We start from the raw sequence: 16,894 nt of genomic DNA on the forward strand, positions 1-16,894 counted from the left end.
CTTGAATCAAAAAAATACAATGTCAGGAAAAAGCTTACGAAAGCGGGAAGAAATCCTGCCATAAAGTTCAGCCAAATCCCGCTGGGGTGAAAACTGAACATTTGTAATAATGATAAAGGAAGTTATTATTTTTTAAAAGAGGTGGCAGCTATGTTTTCATTCTTGCAGCCAAGAGCCGCGACGCAGACGGTGGCGGCGGCCGATGTGGAACGCACGTACAAAGTCTATCGGATTCAAGCTCTTTTAGGCGTGTTTTTCGGCTATATGGCGTATTACATTGTGCGGAATAATTTTGCTCTTTCTACCCCTTATCTTAAAGCGCAGCTGCATCTGAGCGCAACCGAGGTAGGTATGCTCAGCAGCTATATGTTGATTGCGTACGGCGTCAGTAAAGGTATTATGAGCAGTCTCGCCGACAAGGCGGATCCAAAGCGCTATATGGCGTTAGGTCTTTTGATGTGTGCGGCGGTCAACTTGACCATGGGTTTTTCCACTGCTTTTTGGATGTTTGCCGGCTTGGTTGTATTGAACGGCATGTTTCAGGGCATGGGGGTAGGACCTAGCTTTATTACCATTGCTAACTGGTTTCCCCGGCGGGAACGCGGTATTGTAGGGGCGATCTGGAATATTTCTCATAATGTTGGCGGCGGCATTGTGGCTCCCATCGTTGGCGTGGCCTTTTCGCTTGTAGGCGGTCCGGAGCACTGGCAGGCGGCGAGCTACCAGGTTCCTGCGCTTGTGGCTGTTTTCTTTGCCATGGTGGTGCTCCTTTTATGTAAGGGGTCGCCGGCTAGTGAAGGGCTGCCGTCCTTGGCGGAACTGAGACCGGAACAGGCCAATCCGGCGGAGTTGCGGAAAAACAACGCCCAGGCGCCGGAAGACATGACCGCTTTTCAGATTTTTTGCCAATATGTATTGAAGAACAAAAACGCCTGGTTCGTTTCCTTGGTGGATACCTTCGTGTATATGGTTCGTTTTGGCATGATCAGTTGGCTGCCTATTTATTTATTAGAAGTAAAGCATTTCAGCAAAACCGAAATGGCGATTGCCTTTCTCTTCTTTGAATGGGCGGCTATTCCGTCGACTCTTTTTGCCGGGTATCTGTCGGACAAGTTTTTTAAAGGTTACCGGATGCCGCCGGCCATTATCGCTATGTGCTTGATCTTTTTCTGCGTTATCGGCTATTGGCAGAGTACGACTCTGTTCTGGACTACGGTCTTTGCGGCGATTGTAGGCTGCTTGATCTACATTCCGCAGTTTTTGGCATCCGTGCAGACGATGGAAATCGTTCCTTCCTTTGCCGTTGGTTCAGCGGTAGGATTGCGCGGTTTTATGAGCTATATTTGCGGCGCGTCCTTAGGGACCAGCTTGTTTGGGGTCATGGTGGACCGGGTAGGTTGGGACGGCGGCTTCTACGTGCTCTTGGGCGGCGTGGTTTGCTGCGTGTTCTTCTGCGTCTTGACGCACCGAGGTGCGCAAAAGCTGGCTAAAGAACGCGAAGAGCTGCAGCGCGCAGCAAGCTAATTGGTCTAAAAATAGTAGAACGTTGAATTCGGCTTGGTTGGTGCAGGCATCTGCAACAGCTAGGCCGAATTTGTTTTAATATACCAGTATTTATAAAATGAACCGCGAAATACAAGAAAGACGCGAAAGGGGGTTGTTAAAATACTCTTTCCTAACCCTCGCTTTACTCCCTTTACTCTTGTTTAAAAAACGTGTCCTCCGTCTTATTCTTCCTTGTTGTGTCTCGTGACAATGGAATTCCTCCATTACAAGTCGACTTTAAAAAACCAGTAAAATCAAGAGGTGTACAGTTTGTAAAGTTTCGTGGTGAAGGACAAAGTATACTTTTTTAAAAGTTAAGAATTTGTTTTCTCCGGCCTTGGAGTGTGCTATGATGAGATAGCAGTCGATAACACGACGAGGAGGATGGAACGTGAGAAAGTTTGAAGAAGTTCTGGAAAAAGCAAAGGGAATTCCTACGTGTAAAGTAGCCGTAGCGGCAGCGGAAGACGAGCATGTCTTAGAGGCGGTGCTGGCGGCGAAAAAACAGGGAATTGCCGAGGCGGTTCTTGTCGGCGATAAAGAAAAAATCTTGGCCCTGGCGGCGCAGTGCGGCGTAGCGGCGGAAGATTTGACGATAGTACATGAGGCCAATCCTTCTAAAGCGGCGCTGGAAGCGGTGCGTTTAGTCAGTTCCGGAGAAGCCCAAGTAGTTATGAAAGGCTTGATTCCTACCGCTGATTTTTTGCGCGCGGTGTTGAATAAGGAAGTGGGCTTGCGTCAGGGAAAACAAGTGTTGTCTCATGTGGCGGTAATGGAGATACCCGGACGGGAGAAGCTGCTTTTTATGAGCGACGGCGCTATGAATATGCGACCGGACTTGCCCCAGAAAGTACAAATATTGAAGAATGTCGTTCATGTGGCCCATGCGTTAGGCTTTGAAAAACCTCGTGTGGCGGCGTTGGCGGCGGTAGAGGTCGTCAATCCGGACATGCCGGAAACGGTGGATGCGGCAGCGTTGACTAAAATGTGCGAACGCGGCCAAATCAAAGGCTGTATAGTGGACGGTCCCTTGGCGCTGGATAATGCTTTGAGCGAGGAAGCGGCGCATCACAAAGGGATTGTCAGCGAAGTAGCCGGACGTGCCGATGTCCTCATGGTACCGGAAATTATATCCGGCAATATATTATATAAGGCGGTTACCTTTTTGGCGCAGGGCGCTGTGGCAGGCGTGGTGATCGGCGCTAAAGCTCCGATTGTTATGACTTCTCGCGCCGATTCGTCCGCCGCAAAGCTGCAATCCATCGCGTTAGCAGTGCTGGCGGCGCAGTCTTAAAAGCGGCTGAAACTACGCCTAGAATTTATTTTGAAAAAAGGCGTTGACAAGGTGAGGTTATTCCGTTAATATATACATTGTCCCGGAGCTGCAGTAGCGGCAACGGCAAAGAGGCCCGTTGGTCAAGCGGTTAAGACACCGCCCTTTCACGGCGGTAACAAGGGTTCGAATCCCTTACGGGTCACCAAACTCGCGTTTAGCGCTTTGGCGCTGGACATAGAGTGGGCGATTAGCTCAGCTGGGAGAGCGCCTGCCTTACAAGCAGGATGTCGGCAGTTCGATCCTGTCATCGCCCACCAAAAAAATGCGGCCCCGTGGTGTAGCGGTTAACATGCCGCCCTGTCACGGCGGAGATCGTCGGTTCGAATCCGATCGGGGTCGCCACTTTTTTTTTGCCGCGGTAGCTCAGTCGGTAGAGCAGAGGACTGAAAATCCTCGTGTCGGCGGTTCGATTCCGTCCTGCGGCACCATTGTAATAGCAACGCCTTTCCTGTTTGGAAAGGCGTTTTTTTGTTTGGAAAAGGGTGGGGCTTTGGACTAGAACGAGAAAATGAAAATTCACGTAATTGAAAATGTTTACTTTGAGAGTATTTTCAAACGATATAAATAAAAGTATAATAAATATACAATAAGCTAAGATTGGCAAATAGTAGAAATGAGGAGGACGTCATATGAATCAGAATAAGAGTCGTACGCCTATAGTTGCACAAATTGTATTTATGTTTGTCTTAGCAGTGTCTTTGATGGCAGGGGTCGTAGGATACACTTACTACCATTTGCGCGCAGTCGGAGCGGAAGCGCAAAACGTCATTGAAGCTGACGCTTTGGATATGGTGGCGGCAAAGGATGCGCATACGCAATTTACGCGCGCGCTTCTGGATATGCGCGGGTTTCTCTTTTATCCGGATGGCATGGATACCTATGAAAAAGGATATCGCACGAATATTCAGCTGAGTTATTCGATTATGAATGACCATGTTGCTAAGGTGGAGAAACCGGAACTGAAAGCCAAAGGCGAAGAAGTGAAAAAGCTTATTGGCGATTATATCAAGCTAGGAGATCGGGTCATTGCCGCAAAGCGGGCTAACGATCCAAACTTGAGCAAAATTACCGGCGAAGGGCGCGCCTTGGTGGCTGCCATCGACAAGGGCTGTGTGGATTTGACGGAAGCACAGCGGCAGAGTTTATTAGCGGAAACTAAAACCATGGTGACCCATGTGCAGGAGCGCTCTAATAATGCCTTGCTGGTAAGTGCGGTTATTATTTTGTTTGCGCTAGGCATGGGTATTTGGTATAGCCGCAATATGGCGGCGCGCTTGGCGAGCGTGAAGATAGAGCTTGAGAGTATTGGCAATTTGGACTTAACTCGATCTGATATTGTTCCCAAGCGTAATGACGAAATCGGCGATATGGGCTTGATGCTCAATTCTATGCGCGTGCAGCTTAAACAAGTGGTGCAGCAGGTCCATAGCGGCAGCCAGACCTTAGCCGCCGCTAGCGAAGAGCTGAGCGCTACCATTGAAGAAACGATGCGCGCTCTGGAACATGTAGTGACCAGCGTTGAGGAAATCGCGCACGGAGCTACGCAAAATGCTGATAACATTACTACTGTCTCGGCGACCATTGAAGAAATCTCCGCCGGGACGGAAGAAATGACCGCTAATGCCAATGAAGTAAATAACGGTACTCAAACTGCGGTGGAAGAAGCCAACCGCGGCATGGTTATGCTGGGCGAAGTAGTCGCGCAAAATGAAAATATTGGTCGTTCGATGAGTGAGATTACAGCGGTTACGAATAAGCTGGCAGCGGCATCGGAAAACATTAAAGGCATTGTCGATGTAATTAATGGTATTGCCGGGCAGACTAATTTGTTAGCGCTCAATGCGGCCATTGAAGCGGCTCGGGCGGGAGAAGCAGGCAGAGGCTTCGCGGTAGTGGCGGAAGAAGTGCGCAAGCTAGCGGAACAAAGCGCCAAGGCTACCGAGGAAATTGCCGGTATTATTGGCAGCATGGGCGAAGAAATCGCCTTTTCCGTTGCCCGCGTAGAAACAGCGAATAAGGATGTTCTTTCGGGCAAAGAAACGGCTCACCGTACGGCGGAGGGCTTTAAAGCCATCATTGATCGCTTAGGAAAAGTAAAGATCGGTATCGAGCAGATTACTGCCTCCGTGGACGAAACGGCGCACGGAACCCAGGCTATGGTGGATAATGTGCAAAGCATCAGCGCTGTAGCGGAAGAGACTTCGGCGACATCGCAGTCGGTGGTGCACGCAACAGAGCAGCAGCGGGCTAGTATGCGCGAGGTTAACAGCAGCGCCGAGTCGCTGGCTACCTTGGCGACGGAAATGAATCAGATTGTAGGTCGCTTTAAAATTTAATGTCTCTTCCTCTTGGCGTCGGCGCTGTTAGCCGTTACAATAAGGACAGGATATTTTTTACAGGAGAGGGGCAGTAAGGTTGGCGACACTGCATGAAGCGCTGCAGCAGCTTTGCGACGAAGGATTTTTGGATGTAACTGGAGACGGAGGCTCGATGCGCGATATCGAGGACGTCTTAGAAGAGGCGCTGGCGATTGCGCCTTTTGATGCGGACCAGTATCGCGTGGTGCGAGGCGTTCCCGGCGAGGCCTGGGTGGTTCGTCTGGAAGCGGATGGCCGCATGTCCCAGCGGGGACGGATGTTCGTAAAAAAATAGCGGTTTAGTATGGAGGAGAGGCTTGGATGCAAGCTTCTCCTCCATTTTTTATAAGCATGAGTATCACAATGATGGTACATGCCATAATTGGATCTAGGCTTACCGTTTGCGAAAGAATCCTTTTCTGTTAAAATTAAATATATAATGGATTGCATGAAGCAGAGGGAGTCTGAATAAAATGGGAGAACAAGTGGAACGCGGTTACCGGGAGTTGTTTGAGCATTCGGCTGTCGGTATGGCGGAGGTTACGTTGCAGGGCGTATTTCGGCGGGTTAACAAGATGTTTTGCCAGATGATGGCTTGCGCGGAAAAAGACCTGTTAGGTCTTCGGTTTCAAGATATTACGCATCCGGATGATCTGGAAGAAGATATAAGGCTAGTGGAAGATTTAGTAACGGGAGTAAGAGACCGTTATGAACTAGAAAAGCGATATATACGCTTTGACAAGACTTTTTTTTGGATTCATCTTTCCGTTGCGGTCGTGCGAGATGAAATGGGGAAGCCCTTGTACTTTGTTGCTACGATTATTGATATTTCGCAGCGCCGTGCGGACGAGTTGCGTTTGAGGGTTTTGTCGGAAGCGGTGGAGCAGAGTCCTGTCAGCATTGTGATTACCGATCCTCAAGGCGGAATTGAGTATGTCAACCCGATGTTCTGCCAGGTTACGGGTTATGGAAAAGAAGAATTGCTGGGCAAAAATCCTCGCATTCTCAGTTCAGGGAAGATGAACAAGGCTTTTTATCGTAAGCTTTGGCAAACAGTGACTTCACGGAAAATTTGGCAAGGAGAGTTTGTTAATCGGCGCAGGGATGGCGTCGAATATTGGGAAAAAGCCAGTATTTCTCCCATTGTCGATGAACAGGGGCGAATTTTGCATTATGTCGGCGTCAAAGAAGATGTTACCGAGCGTAAGCGCAATAATGATGAACGGGAGCATTTGCTGGCGGCGCTGGAACGGCGCGTCCGCGCGCTGCAGTGTTTGACGATGATTTCGAATGCTATTCAGCAGAAGGAGAAGTTGGAAGACCTTTTCTGGGAAGTGCTGCGAATCTTGCCTGAAGGCTGGCGGTATCCGGCGCTGGTGCATTTGGTATATGACGGCGTGGATTATGCCTACCCTGGTTTTTTACAGACTGCGGATCGGCTGCGGGCGGCATTGAAAGTGGGCGAAACTACGCGAGGCTGGGTGGAGGTCGTTTATCCTCAAAAGCACCCAAGCGCCTATGAGGGGCCGTTTTTGAGAGAAGAGAGAGAATTGTTGGAAACGGTAGCGCGGATGCTGGGCCAGAGCCTGCGGCGGCGTGAAAGCGAGGTAAAACTGGAACAAGCCAGGGAAGCTGCTATGGAAGCTAATCGGGCCAAGAGTTTATTTCTTTCGAATATGTCCCATGAGATTCGGACTCCGTTGAACGCCATTCTCGGTTTTTCGGAAATTTTGTATCGCGACGCCGCTATGGAGCGAGAACAGCGGGAAAAACTGCAGATTGTCAATCGCAGCGGGACGTATTTGTTGGCACTGATTAACGATGTGCTGGAATTGGTTAAAGTGGAATCCGGGCGTGTCGTTTTGCAGGAATCTCTTTTTGATTTGCGCCGTTTGGTGAGGGATATGGGCAGCCTGTTCCAGGTGCGCTTGGATCAGAAAGGCTTGCAGCTTTTCCTGGAAACCGTGGAACCATTACCGGAGCAGGTAAAAGGAGATGAAGGAAAAATCAGGCGCATTCTGGTCAATTTGATTGGCAATGCGTTGAAGTTCACGGATCGCGGCGTTATTAACGTGCGTTTAGCTGGAGAGTCCCTGGGAGACGGAAAATGGAGGCTGCAAGTAACGGTAAAAGACAGCGGCATTGGTATTGCGGCAGAGGATCAGGAGGCTATCTTTGGGTATTTCGAGCAGGCCTACCATCAACGGCATGATCGAGGCGGTACGGGGCTGGGACTGGCTATCAGCCGGGATTTTGCCCGAGCGATGGACGGCGACATTTCCGTGTCTAGCCGGCCAGGCGAAGGGGCGGAGTTTTTGGTGACCTTGCGTTTGGAAGAAGGAACTCAGCAGGAGGCGACGACGCCTCGCTCAGAGTTGGCGGTCGGGCTGCTGCCGGGACAACAAGCATATCGGATCCTTGTTGCGATGTCAGTGGAAACGGATGCGCTTTTGCTGCAAGCAATGCTGGAGCAAGCCGGATTTTTGGCGGTAGCCGTAGGGGGCGAAGAGGAATTGCTGCAAGAAAGCGCTCGCGGCGCGGATCTGATTTTTGCGGATTTGGCCTTGCTGCAGACCGAGGAGTATCGGCTGGTTCGAGAACTTCAGGAACGTTCGAGTCGGTGCGATTTGCCGATTATTGCCGTGTCCGCTGGCTTGGGAGCCGACGAGGTGCAGCAGGTCTTGCTGCAGCAGGTGCGAGCTGTGTTGGGCAAGCCCTTTACAACCGAGCAGGTTTTGAATATGGTGGCGGCCCATACGGGGGCGCAATATGCCTACCAAGAACTGGAGATAAACTCGCCCGCTACTTGGCAGGGGCAGTGTTGTTTGGAGAATGCGCTGAGGGAACAGTTGTTGGCGGCAACTCTTGACGGGGATATTGAACGTCTGGAAGAGCTGCTGGTGCAGGTTGCGGCGCAGGAGCCAGAACTAGCTGCGTACGCACGGGAATTGGCTGGCGCGTTTCGGCTGGATGCCTTGGCGGCGTTGTGGGAGCAGGGAGAGGAGCCTAAAGATGGAACGAAAAGCTGATATCATGATTGTAGATGATACGCCGGAAAACCTGAAGCTGCTTTCGCTGCTGCTGCGCGAGCAAGGGCACCGCGTGCGGGCGCTGCCCAGCGGCAAGATGGCTTTGGCTGCCATGCGCAAACAACGCCCGGAAATTCTCTTGCTGGATATTACTATGCCGGAGATGGACGGTTATGCCGTGTGTGAAGCTATGCGCGAAGAAGGTCTTTTGGCGGATGTGGCGGTGATTTTCGTCAGCGCCTTAGCGGAGACGTTTGACAAGGTAAAGGCTTTTCGATGCGGCGGCGTGGATTATGTGACAAAACCGTACCAAGCGGAAGAATTACAAGCGAGGTTGGAGACGCACCTGTCGTTGAAGCGCTTGCGCGAAGAGGTGCAAAGACATAATCAGGACTTGCAGCAGCAGGTGAAGGCCCAATTGGATGAATTGCATCATGCGCAGATGGCTACGATCTTAGCCATGGTTAAGCTGGCAGAAGCGCGGGACGACGACACAGGGAAGCATGTGGAACGCATTCGGACGTTTTCAGCGATGCTGGCCGCCGAAGTGCAGCGCCGAGGCGGGGGGCGTGAAATAGATGACGCCTTTGTGGAAAATATCTATAACGCCAGCCCGCTTCACGATGTAGGCAAGATCGCCATTCGCGACGCCATCTTGCTTAAACCGGGGCGGCTGACGCCGGAAGAATTTGAGGAAATGAAGCTCCATACGGTGTATGGAGCGCAGACGCTGCGTCAGGTTCGCCAGGAGTACCCGCACAACGCTTTTTTGAATATGGGCATCGACATTGCCCAAGCGCATCATGAACGCTGGGACGGCAGCGGTTATCCCAATGGCTTGCGGGGCGATGCAATTCCTTTGGCGGCGCGTATGGTGGCGGTAGCTGATGTGTATGACGCCCTTTGCTCTAAACGGGTGTACAAGGAAGCGTATCCGCATGAAACAAGCCTGGATATGCTGCGCCAAGGAGCGGGCAGCCATTTTGAACCGCAGCTGATCGAAGCCTTCTTGGCGATTGAGGCGGAGGTGCTGGCGCGCAGCCGCGAGCTGCGCGAAGGCGAGTAAAGATTAAGAAATGGGGAACTTGAACAGGAGTCGCGATGAGAACAGGAGGGCTCGACGGAGGGTTACGGAGAACGTATTTTTTAACAGGAGTATAGGGAGTAGAGTGAGGGATACGATAGAAATTTTGAAGGACGGAACTTGGCAGCGGTGAGCCGTCAAGTTCCGTCCTTCTTTTAGATTGTTACTCTGTGCAGGTAAGGCGCGCCGCTATTTGGTGCAGCGCCAGAAGCGCTTGGGGATCGACGGCCAGCGTCAGGTTTTCTTGGCCGCTGCCGCCGTAGACCAGCGGGTAGCGCAGAAGCCTCTCGTCGAACAGGCAAGGGAAGTTAATGCCGAAAAGAGGCATGTTTCCAGGTTCAAAGCCGGTGAGGTTGTAGACCTTCTTGTATTTGACAGGCGTGAGTTTTGGTGCGTTTAGGAGTGCAGCCGCTTTACCGAGATCCAAGCGGCCTCGGTCGCCGGCAAGGAGACAGAGAAAACGCTGCGAGGCATCTGCTTCCGCCAGCAGCACCGGGGCGGTTTGCCCGACGGCAATGCCGAAATAAGCCGCGCCGTCTTCGGCGGAACGCAGAGGTCTTGTCTGCGGCAAAAGCTGATAGGCATAACCGTTTTCTTGTAACGTTTTCTCCCAAGGGAATTGATAATACATTATCGTACCCTCTTTCATACCCTCTGATTCTCGCCGCGACTCTCGTTCAATCCTTATCTTACGAAAAAGCGATAATTCCGACGCTGACGGCCGCCATGGCCGCCAAAGCCAGGTAGTCCATGATTCGCAAGGACACTTTGCCGGCAAAGGTGCGGCCGGGAGCGCCGAAGCCGCGCAACTCCAGGCTGACGGCCATGGTCTCCGAGCGGGTGATGGCCCGCAGCACCAGCGGCTGTACGACGGCCAAGTAGGAGGCGAAGCGTTTCAGGGGATTGCCGCCGGGATGATAGCCGCGGCAGGCTTGGGCTTCGCGGACCGCCTTGCTTTCCGCCAGGAAGTCAGGCACAAAGCGCAGTGCCGTCGTTAGCATGAAAGCGTATTCGTAGGGGACTTTGCACTGCGTTGTCAGGGCTGTAGTCAGATCTTGCAGGCGCGTCGTCGCCAAAAGCAGCACGAAAATAAGGGTCATTACCAGCATTTTTAGGGCGATGGCGATAGAGAAATCAAGGCTGGCGCCGAAGGCGTATTGCATGAGTCCGAGCAGTACCGCGAAGAAAAACAGGCCTGTAGAAGCGGCTAGGGTGCTACGCAGTTTTCCAGCTAAGGCCAGAGCTAGGAGCTCTGCAACGATGAGCAGGGACAGCGCCAAGGGCGTCTGTAGCACCATGGCCCAGAGCGTGACCGCCAACGTGAGTAGCAGCTTGGTTAAAGGAGCCAATTTATTCATGGCGCAGGCCTCCTTTCAGCAAAGGCAAAAGCTGCTGGCAAAATGTTTCGACTTCGCTGACACCCGGCTGCTTCAGCAGGCGGGACAGCTGCAACAGAGCGGGCTCCGCCAGGCCCCATTGCTGCAAATCATGAGCGCCGGAGAATAAATCCGTCACTGTGCCGTCGAAAACCTTGCGGCCGCCGCCAAGGACGGCGACACGTTCGAAATGAGCGGCTAACAGTTCCATGTCATGGGTGATCATCAAAATGGCCATGCCTTGGCGGTGCAGGTCCTGTAAAAGTTCCATCAATTGCCTGCGCTCCCAGGCGTCTTGGCCGCTTGTGGGCTCATCTAAAATGAGCAGACGCGGCTTCATAGCCAGAGCGGAAGCAATAGCTACGCGCTGCTTGAGGCCTTTGGGCAACAGGCGCGGGTCTGCCTGCGCCTGGTCGGTCAAGGAGACGGCCTGCAGGGCCTTGGCAACGGCCTCGCTTGTTTCTGCGGCGCTGAAGCCAAGCTGTTGCGGGCCGTAGGCCACTTCCAGCGCAACCGTGTCGCGGAAAATCTGGCGGTCCGGATTTTGAAAGACATAACCGATGTGCCGGGCCCGCTGCGCAGTGCTGCGGCTGGACAGGTCTTCTCCGTCTAAGAGAATGCGTCCGCCGGTGGGCTTAACGAGCCCCATGACTAGGCGAGTCAAGGTGGTTTTGCCGCTGCCGTTGTGTCCGGCGAGGGCCATGAAATCGTCAGCCTTTAGCTCCAGGGAGACTTCGTGCAGGGCGGGGGCTTGCTGGCTGTATTGAAAAGAAATGCATTCAAGTGTTAGCACGATGAACGGTCTCCTTTAGCATAGGCTTGCAATTCGGCGGCTGCTTCCGCTGTGCTTTTCCAGGGGGCCAGAGAATGACCCAATTTTTCTTCCAGGAGGAAGCGGGCTTGCCAGAGCGGCGGCAGGGCCGGACGAAAGGATTCTTCCAGCCACAAATGCCGTAAGACGGTGTCGGCATCGCCTTGGCTGGAGATGCATCCTTCCTGCAGAAAGACAAAGTGGTTGGCGTAGGGCAGGACGCAGGCTAAGTCGTGCTCGACGGTCAAGACCGTCAGGCCTTCTTCCTGGTGCAGCCGGTGCAATAGAGCGTATAACTCGCTGCGGCCTTTGGGGTCAAGAGCCGAAGCCGGTTCGTCCAAGATGAGAATCGAAGGCTTGGTCGATAAAAGAGAAGCCAAAACCAGGCGCTGCTTTTGCCCTCCCGACAAGGCGGCGGTTTCCCGACGCTCCAGACCAGACAGGCCCACCTGTTTCAGGGCGGAAGTTACGCGAGACTTGATCTCGGCAGGCGCCAGCCCCATGTTTTCCAGGGCGAACGCTACCTCTTCTTCAACGGTCATGGCAACCAACTGCGTTTCGTAGTCTTCCAGCAGGATACCGGTCATGGTAGCCAAGACGGCAATGCCCGTTGTGCGGGTGTCCTGGCCTTGCACATAAACATGGCCGCTCAAAGAGCCTCCGTAGTAATGGGGAATGATGCCTGCGGCAGCTCGGCATAAAGCGGTTTTACCGGCCCCGTTGGGGCCGGTAAGTACGGTAAAGGAGCCTGCCGGAATGGCTAGGTTGATGTCTTGCAGGACGGGAGTCCGGCGAGGATAGCTATAGGTAAAATTCTCAAATGTTAGGGCGTCAGTCATGATGAGTTCAGTCCTCCTGGCGGTTTAGCAGCTTGCGCGCCGGCAGGTACAACAGCTGGGTGATAACGCCATTAGCGGCGCCAACGGCCAATACAACCGGCAGCATGCCGTACAGATATACTTCGTTAGGAATGGAAAGAATGAATTTCAGAAGTGTTACAAAGGTGAAGCCGCTGGCGACGGTGCTGAAAAAACCGGTAAGTCCGGGAGCTAAAGGCAGACCGCCGATGTTGAGGCGAGAGAGAAGAGGCAGGAACAGTGCGCAGGTGAGCGCGCCGATAGGCTCGCTGATCAAGTTGGCATAAGGTATGGCCGATTTGGAGGTGGGTACGTTCAGCGCCCCCGCCACCAGGCCGATACCGATGACTTGGCCTAAAGTCGGGCGGACCAGGTTGATGGCTAAGCAGTACATGGCAATCATCCAGTTAAGGGTCAGGCCGGCAATGTTCGGCGTAACCAAATGTAAAATAGCGCCAATGGCTAAAAGCAGAGCCGTAACAGCCACCCAGCGGAAGCGGCCGCCTTGGTTGGCTTCAAAAGTAACGGTCTCCTGTGCTTGTACTTGTTGTTTCATGTGAAACTCCTCCTTTTTCCTTCTGAGCATACAAAAAACCCCTCGTCTATCGTTAAACGATAGGGACGAGGGGTTAACCCGCGGTGCCACCCTAATTGGCTGCAAAGCAGCCCGGCTTGACAAGGTACGGCTATGTAAGCGATACCTGCTTTCTGATAACGGCGAAAGATTCCGGCAGCGACTACCCCGCAAGCGGCTCGGGCTGCATCTTCCAGGTCCATTCCACATCTCGAGCAGTACCGGACTTCCACCAACGCCGGCTCTCTGAAACCCTCTTGAGCAAGTGTACTCTTCCTGGTCATGGATGATCATAATATGGATTTGTTTACTACTATACCGTCGTCAAAGACCTTTGTCAATGCTTTGTAAGCATCTATGGAGAAAAATTATTCTTCCGCAGGCAGCCATTCTACGTCGCCAAGAACAAAAAACGTACCTTTGCCTTTCATGACGAGCTTGCCCCGTTCATCATACAGTTCGCCGTCGACTACCATAGTACTGCGACCGGCATGGATTACAGAGGCCTTGGCGATAACTTCTTCGCCGCTGGGTACGTTGCGGATGAAAGAAAGGCTAAGATCGGTAGTGACAACTTTGCGCCGCATGCTAAAGCAGGCGGAACCCATGGCGGTGTCGATCAAAGCAGCAAAGGCGCCGCCGTGAACGGTCTTGTGGATATTGGTATGAATGTCTTCTTTGATCGGCATGGAAAGTACGGCTTTGCCCGGTTCGATAGAGATGAATTTCATGCCCAACAGTTTGACGAACGAATTCGTTTCATAAATATGTGTAAAAAAGGCTTCTAACATAACTAGCTCCTTGAGGCTTAGGCCAATTAGCTCTTGCCTTTGCCGTTTGTGTTTTTATCGTTGCTGTTATCTTTTTGTTGCATATGGAGCTGGTGCTTGTCGGCGCCAGGCGTGTTGCGTCCTTTGACTGGGGGATTGTGTTTTTCATCTTCCAAGAGGCGTTCTAAATCGTCTTTTTCCTTGTCCATTTTGGCGTCTTTAAATACTTTGTCGCATTTTTTGCGAACATCTCCTACCGATAACCCAAGTTCTTGCGCTACCTTGCCCCAGCCTAACGGCTTTTCGCGGAGTGTAAATACTTCGCTAACCGGTTTGCGGCTGCGATCAGCCAAGCTGTAAGCTAAGGCGATTTCACCGCGTCCATAGTTGCGGTTTTCCCGCAAATCGCTGATGCGGGAAGTGTCGACGGAAACCCCGAAGACTTTAGATAGTGAGCTGGCTAGAACAGCATCGAGAGATTCTTCATCCGGCGCCGGTGCGGCTGCCGTCGTAGCGGTGAAACCGAAGCAAAGACAGCACAAGAGTAATGCGATACGTACAAAGGACATGAACCAACACTCCTCTCCTTTAATGCCCAATATTATGAAGGCATTTATCTGCTTTTTATGATAACACAAAAAATAAGCGTTGCGAACTGTATTCCGAATGACCATGAATTAGAAGAGACAATAAAAAGAAAGAAAAGTCTGCCAATTAAAGAAAGAATGCCAGCAAAGGGCAGGAAAATAGAACTAAAAGCGAGAATTAAGAAAAGGCGCATTACTATATAAGCATATTAAACATAATTACGAAAAAGTACACGGGGGATACCAAGGAAAGTCAGGGGGGTGAGGGCATGTTCAAGAAGGCGGTGACATCCAGTTTGGTGGTGCTGGCCATGCTGCCTGTCATGGCTACTGGCGAAGCGGCGACGCCAGGTTCGGCCACTGATGCAGCTTCAGCGAAAACTATGGTGCAGCATCAAGCCATCCAAGAAGGAGTAGAGGAAACCCATCAACGAGCGATTGAACTCTCACGAGCTGGGAAAATGAATGAGGCGTTGGTGTTATTGCAGGAGCTTAGTCAGCGCCAAGGAGTGGGCGATGCTGTTTGGTATGATTATCTGACGGTGCTGCAGTGGTCGGGAAACAACAAAGCAACCATTGATATCTTTCAGCAGCGGTATAGCGGCAAAGAAGATTCGGTTCCAGGTTTTGTCCTGCGGTCTGTGGGCGGCGCATACTACCAACTGGAAGACTTTGAAAAATCCCAGCGTTACTATACCTTGGCGGTGGCTAAAGGCGAGCTGCCTTCGCGGCTGCAGTTGGCGGAAGCCGCTATGCGCGCAGGAGATACGGCTACAGGACAGGCTATGTATGGAACGCTATTAAAAGAGTCGCCTGATAATGGTGCGCTGTACTTAAGTCGCTCTAACATGGCCTTATATCGCAAGGATTTTTTGCAATCGCAGGCGGATTATCGCAAAGCGTTGGAGCTTTTAGCAGGAGAAGGGAATTTTGAAAAGAAGCGAGACTTTGATTCCGAACGGGCGGCTATTTTAATACGGACTGATGAATTGCAGCAAGCTATTTTGCTCTTGCAGCCGTATATGAGCGGGGCAAAAAGCAATAAGCGGATGGAATGTGATTACATTCTAGCGTTGCGCCTAAAAGGAGACTATAAACAGGCCATTAGTGAAGGAACGCGGCTGTGGCCGGACTTGGGGGATGTTCCTACGTATGGACTGCAGGCATTGGGGGATGCCTACCTTCGTTTGGGACAGTTCGAAAAAGCGGATGCGGTATATGCCACGCTATTGAAAAGGGAACCCACGAGGGTTGCGGCGTATTTAGGCCGGGCTTACGGAATGACTGCTAGGGGGCGTGTCAGCGACGGAGCGGCGTTGTATCGGCAGACCTATGCGCTAGATGCGGCTGCGTCGTCGAGGATCATCGCTGCGGATGCCAACAGCTTCTTTACGGAAGGTCGCTATGCGGCAGGCAAAGCTTTGTATGAGCTGCTTTTGGAGTTGGAACCGGATAAGGCCAGCCATTATCGCGAGTATGGCAATAATTTAGCGAGGACGGAGATGCCTCGCGAAGCGTACGGCGTTTTTCGGCGCTTAGCGTCTTTGCCGGAAGGCGAACTGTACGGCTTGTCTGGAGAAGTAAAGGCGGCCGTGGCTGCCGGTGACTATCAGTCTGCGCAAAAAGCGTTGATGCAGTTGCAGGAACGGTATGCGCGTCATTCTTTGACAGCGGAGGCGATAAACGTATATGAGACCCGGAAAATTGGCGAAGCTACTACCGGATTTACCGCTTTTTCGGATTACAAGGGGAATGACAGGCGGATCTGGGACCATTCGGGTTCTCATGCATTAGGGGGGAGCAATTGGGATGTTCTTTGGGCTGCCGGCTTTGAACGTGTTGCCGACGATGTTGATGTCAGCCGGATTAACACACAGAGCGTTGGCTTAGGATATCGCGATCGTTGGTGGTCTACTCGCTTATGGGGTTCCAGCTTTACTGGCGAGGGCAATAGCATGAACGGGTTGCGCTGGGAGAGTACGCTTTATTTTCGGGATTATACCTACATGACTTTTGCGGTAGGAAGGCGACCCTTGATGGATGCGCAAGCATGGCGTAACGGAGCGATGGGCGACTCTTTCCGTTCGGTTTCGTTTACCCATCGCGTAGGCGCTAGGGATACTTATACCGCAGGCTATGAATGGAGTAATTATACGGATAGTAACCGTTACAGCGCTCTTACTCTAGACTTTACACATAATGTATATGCTACAGACAAGAAGACGCTCAGCTGGTTTTTATTCTTCAATCGTTCCCGCTACAACTTTGAATCGGATTTGTACGAATCGCCAGCAGCTCGCGTAGGTTATGGCGGCGGCGTCTTCCAACGGTGGGAAATTCCCAAGGGATATTGGGCGCTGACGTCAGCACTGGGATGGGGCTATGATAAGCCGGATCCGATCGATTTTGCACCCTATTTTCGCTTGGAATACGGTCATGATTTTTCTGCTCAACATTCTTTGGTTATTGGTTTTGAGTATGGCTTCCGTTCCAACCGAGCTCGTAATGTTCGGGACTCTATTTTCAGCTATCGGCAGTTTGATATTCGTTACAATGTGCTGTGGTGAG

14 protein-coding genes, 4 tRNA genes and 1 other annotated feature are annotated in these 16,894 nt (G+C 52.0%); of the genes, 11 read left to right on the forward strand and 7 right to left on the reverse strand.

All coding sequences use genetic code 11. From position 1 onward, the window contains the following. Positions 1-150: 150 nt before the first annotated feature. From pgtP to C508_RS0100755, 10 genes are all read left to right on the forward strand, one after another. Complete coding sequence (gene pgtP, locus C508_RS0100710) at positions 151-1,524, forward strand: phosphoglycerate transporter PgtP (protein WP_018701613.1); 1,374 nt, start codon at positions 151-153, stop codon at positions 1,522-1,524. 412 nt (positions 1,525-1,936) lie between these two features. Then, entirely contained in the window at positions 1,937-2,839 is a 903-nt protein-coding gene (ptb, locus tag C508_RS0100715) for a phosphate butyryltransferase (RefSeq protein ID WP_018701614.1), read from the forward strand. Between the two features lie 112 nt (positions 2,840-2,951). Then, positions 2,952-3,026 (forward strand) — tRNA-Glu (locus C508_RS0100720). Positions 3,027-3,062: 36 nt separating this feature from the next. Beyond that, positions 3,063-3,138, forward strand: a tRNA-Val gene (locus C508_RS0100725). Positions 3,139-3,147: 9 nt separating this feature from the next. Continuing rightward, a tRNA-Asp gene (locus C508_RS0100730) sits at positions 3,148-3,223 on the forward strand. Positions 3,224-3,233: 10 nt separating this feature from the next. Then, positions 3,234-3,309: transfer RNA gene (locus C508_RS0100735), tRNA-Phe, on the forward strand. Between the two features lie 201 nt (positions 3,310-3,510). Continuing rightward, positions 3,511-5,217, forward strand: a complete 1,707-nt coding sequence (locus C508_RS0100740) for a methyl-accepting chemotaxis protein (protein ID WP_018701615.1) — start codon at positions 3,511-3,513, stop codon at positions 5,215-5,217. A gap of 79 nt (positions 5,218-5,296) precedes the next feature. After that, the gene (locus C508_RS0100745) at positions 5,297-5,533 is read left to right on the forward strand and encodes a hypothetical protein (protein ID WP_018701616.1); all 237 of its coding nucleotides are present in this window, start codon (positions 5,297-5,299) and stop codon (positions 5,531-5,533) included. Between the two features lie 178 nt (positions 5,534-5,711). Beyond that, positions 5,712-8,267 carry a PAS domain S-box protein gene (locus C508_RS0100750; RefSeq protein ID WP_018701617.1) on the forward strand — a complete coding sequence of 852 codons (2,556 nt, stop codon included), beginning with the start codon at positions 5,712-5,714 and terminating at the stop codon, positions 8,265-8,267. After that, entirely contained in the window at positions 8,251-9,333 is a 1,083-nt protein-coding gene (locus C508_RS0100755; RefSeq protein ID WP_018701618.1) for an HD-GYP domain-containing protein, read from the forward strand. The genes C508_RS0100750 and C508_RS0100755 overlap by 17 nt, the downstream gene beginning before the upstream one ends. Before the next feature lie 181 nt (positions 9,334-9,514). Here C508_RS0100755 and C508_RS0100760 read toward each other — a convergent pair whose 3' ends face one another. The 7 genes from C508_RS0100760 to C508_RS0100790 form a co-directional block, all read right to left on the reverse strand. Then, entirely contained in the window at positions 9,515-9,982 is a 468-nt protein-coding gene (locus C508_RS0100760) for an aminoacyl-tRNA deacylase (RefSeq protein WP_018701619.1), read from the reverse strand. A gap of 58 nt (positions 9,983-10,040) precedes the next feature. Beyond that, positions 10,041-10,709, reverse strand: a complete 669-nt coding sequence (locus C508_RS0100765) for an energy-coupling factor transporter transmembrane component T (RefSeq protein WP_018701620.1) — start codon at positions 10,707-10,709, stop codon at positions 10,041-10,043. After that, a complete protein-coding gene (locus C508_RS0100770; protein WP_018701621.1) occupies positions 10,702-11,520 on the reverse strand; it encodes an energy-coupling factor ABC transporter ATP-binding protein in 819 nt (272 codons plus the stop codon). Before C508_RS0100770 ends, C508_RS0100765 begins: the two co-directional genes overlap by 8 nt. Next, entirely contained in the window at positions 11,514-12,377 is an 864-nt protein-coding gene (locus tag C508_RS0100775) for an energy-coupling factor ABC transporter ATP-binding protein (protein ID WP_026319276.1), read from the reverse strand. Before C508_RS0100775 ends, C508_RS0100770 begins: the two co-directional genes overlap by 7 nt. Before the next feature lie 7 nt (positions 12,378-12,384). Continuing rightward, a complete protein-coding gene (locus C508_RS0100780) occupies positions 12,385-12,951 on the reverse strand; it encodes a tryptophan transporter (protein WP_026319277.1) in 567 nt (188 codons plus the stop codon). A 58-nt stretch (positions 12,952-13,009) separates the two neighbouring features. Then, positions 13,010-13,262, reverse strand: a binding site (T-box leader). Between the two features lie 75 nt (positions 13,263-13,337). Further along, entirely contained in the window at positions 13,338-13,760 is a 423-nt protein-coding gene (locus C508_RS0100785) for a PaaI family thioesterase (RefSeq protein WP_018701622.1), read from the reverse strand. Between the two features lie 26 nt (positions 13,761-13,786). Then, positions 13,787-14,308 carry a hypothetical protein gene (locus tag C508_RS0100790; protein ID WP_018701623.1) on the reverse strand — a complete coding sequence of 174 codons (522 nt, stop codon included), beginning with the start codon at positions 14,306-14,308 and terminating at the stop codon, positions 13,787-13,789. A gap of 287 nt (positions 14,309-14,595) precedes the next feature. On the opposite strand from C508_RS0100790, the gene C508_RS0100795 reads away from it, so the two are divergent. Next, positions 14,596-16,893: a PgaA family protein gene (locus C508_RS0100795; RefSeq protein WP_018701624.1), complete on the forward strand. Its 2,298-nt coding sequence runs from the start codon at positions 14,596-14,598 to the stop codon at positions 16,891-16,893. Position 16,894 lies beyond the last annotated feature (1 nt).

The sequence above is a fragment of the Anaeromusa acidaminophila DSM 3853 genome (assembly GCF_000374545.1).
GTDB lineage: Bacteria > Bacillota > Negativicutes > Anaeromusales > Anaeromusaceae > Anaeromusa > Anaeromusa acidaminophila.

Bases quoted from the DNA above. Each gene is read 5' to 3' on its own strand.
- pgtP (WP_018701613.1), top strand. From the start codon at position 151: ATGTTTTCATTCTTGCAGCCAAGAGCCGCGACGCAGACGGTGGCGGCG.
- C508_RS0100740 (WP_018701615.1), top strand. From the start codon at position 3,511: ATGAATCAGAATAAGAGTCGTACGCCTATAGTTGCACAAATTGTATTT.
- C508_RS0100750 (WP_018701617.1), top strand. From the start codon at position 5,712: ATGGGAGAACAAGTGGAACGCGGTTACCGGGAGTTGTTTGAGCATTCG.
- C508_RS0100755 (WP_018701618.1), top strand. From the start codon at position 8,251: ATGGAACGAAAAGCTGATATCATGATTGTAGATGATACGCCGGAAAAC.
- C508_RS0100760 (WP_018701619.1), bottom strand. From the start codon at position 9,982: ATGTATTATCAATTCCCTTGGGAGAAAACGTTACAAGAAAACGGTTAT.
- C508_RS0100765 (WP_018701620.1), bottom strand. From the start codon at position 10,709: ATGAATAAATTGGCTCCTTTAACCAAGCTGCTACTCACGTTGGCGGTC.
- C508_RS0100775 (WP_026319276.1), bottom strand. From the start codon at position 12,377: ATGACTGACGCCCTAACATTTGAGAATTTTACCTATAGCTATCCTCGC.
- C508_RS0100780 (WP_026319277.1), bottom strand. From the start codon at position 12,951: ATGAAACAACAAGTACAAGCACAGGAGACCGTTACTTTTGAAGCCAAC.
- C508_RS0100785 (WP_018701622.1), bottom strand. From the start codon at position 13,760: ATGTTAGAAGCCTTTTTTACACATATTTATGAAACGAATTCGTTCGTC.
- C508_RS0100790 (WP_018701623.1), bottom strand. From the start codon at position 14,308: ATGTCCTTTGTACGTATCGCATTACTCTTGTGCTGTCTTTGCTTCGGT.
- C508_RS0100795 (WP_018701624.1), top strand. From the start codon at position 14,596: ATGTTCAAGAAGGCGGTGACATCCAGTTTGGTGGTGCTGGCCATGCTG.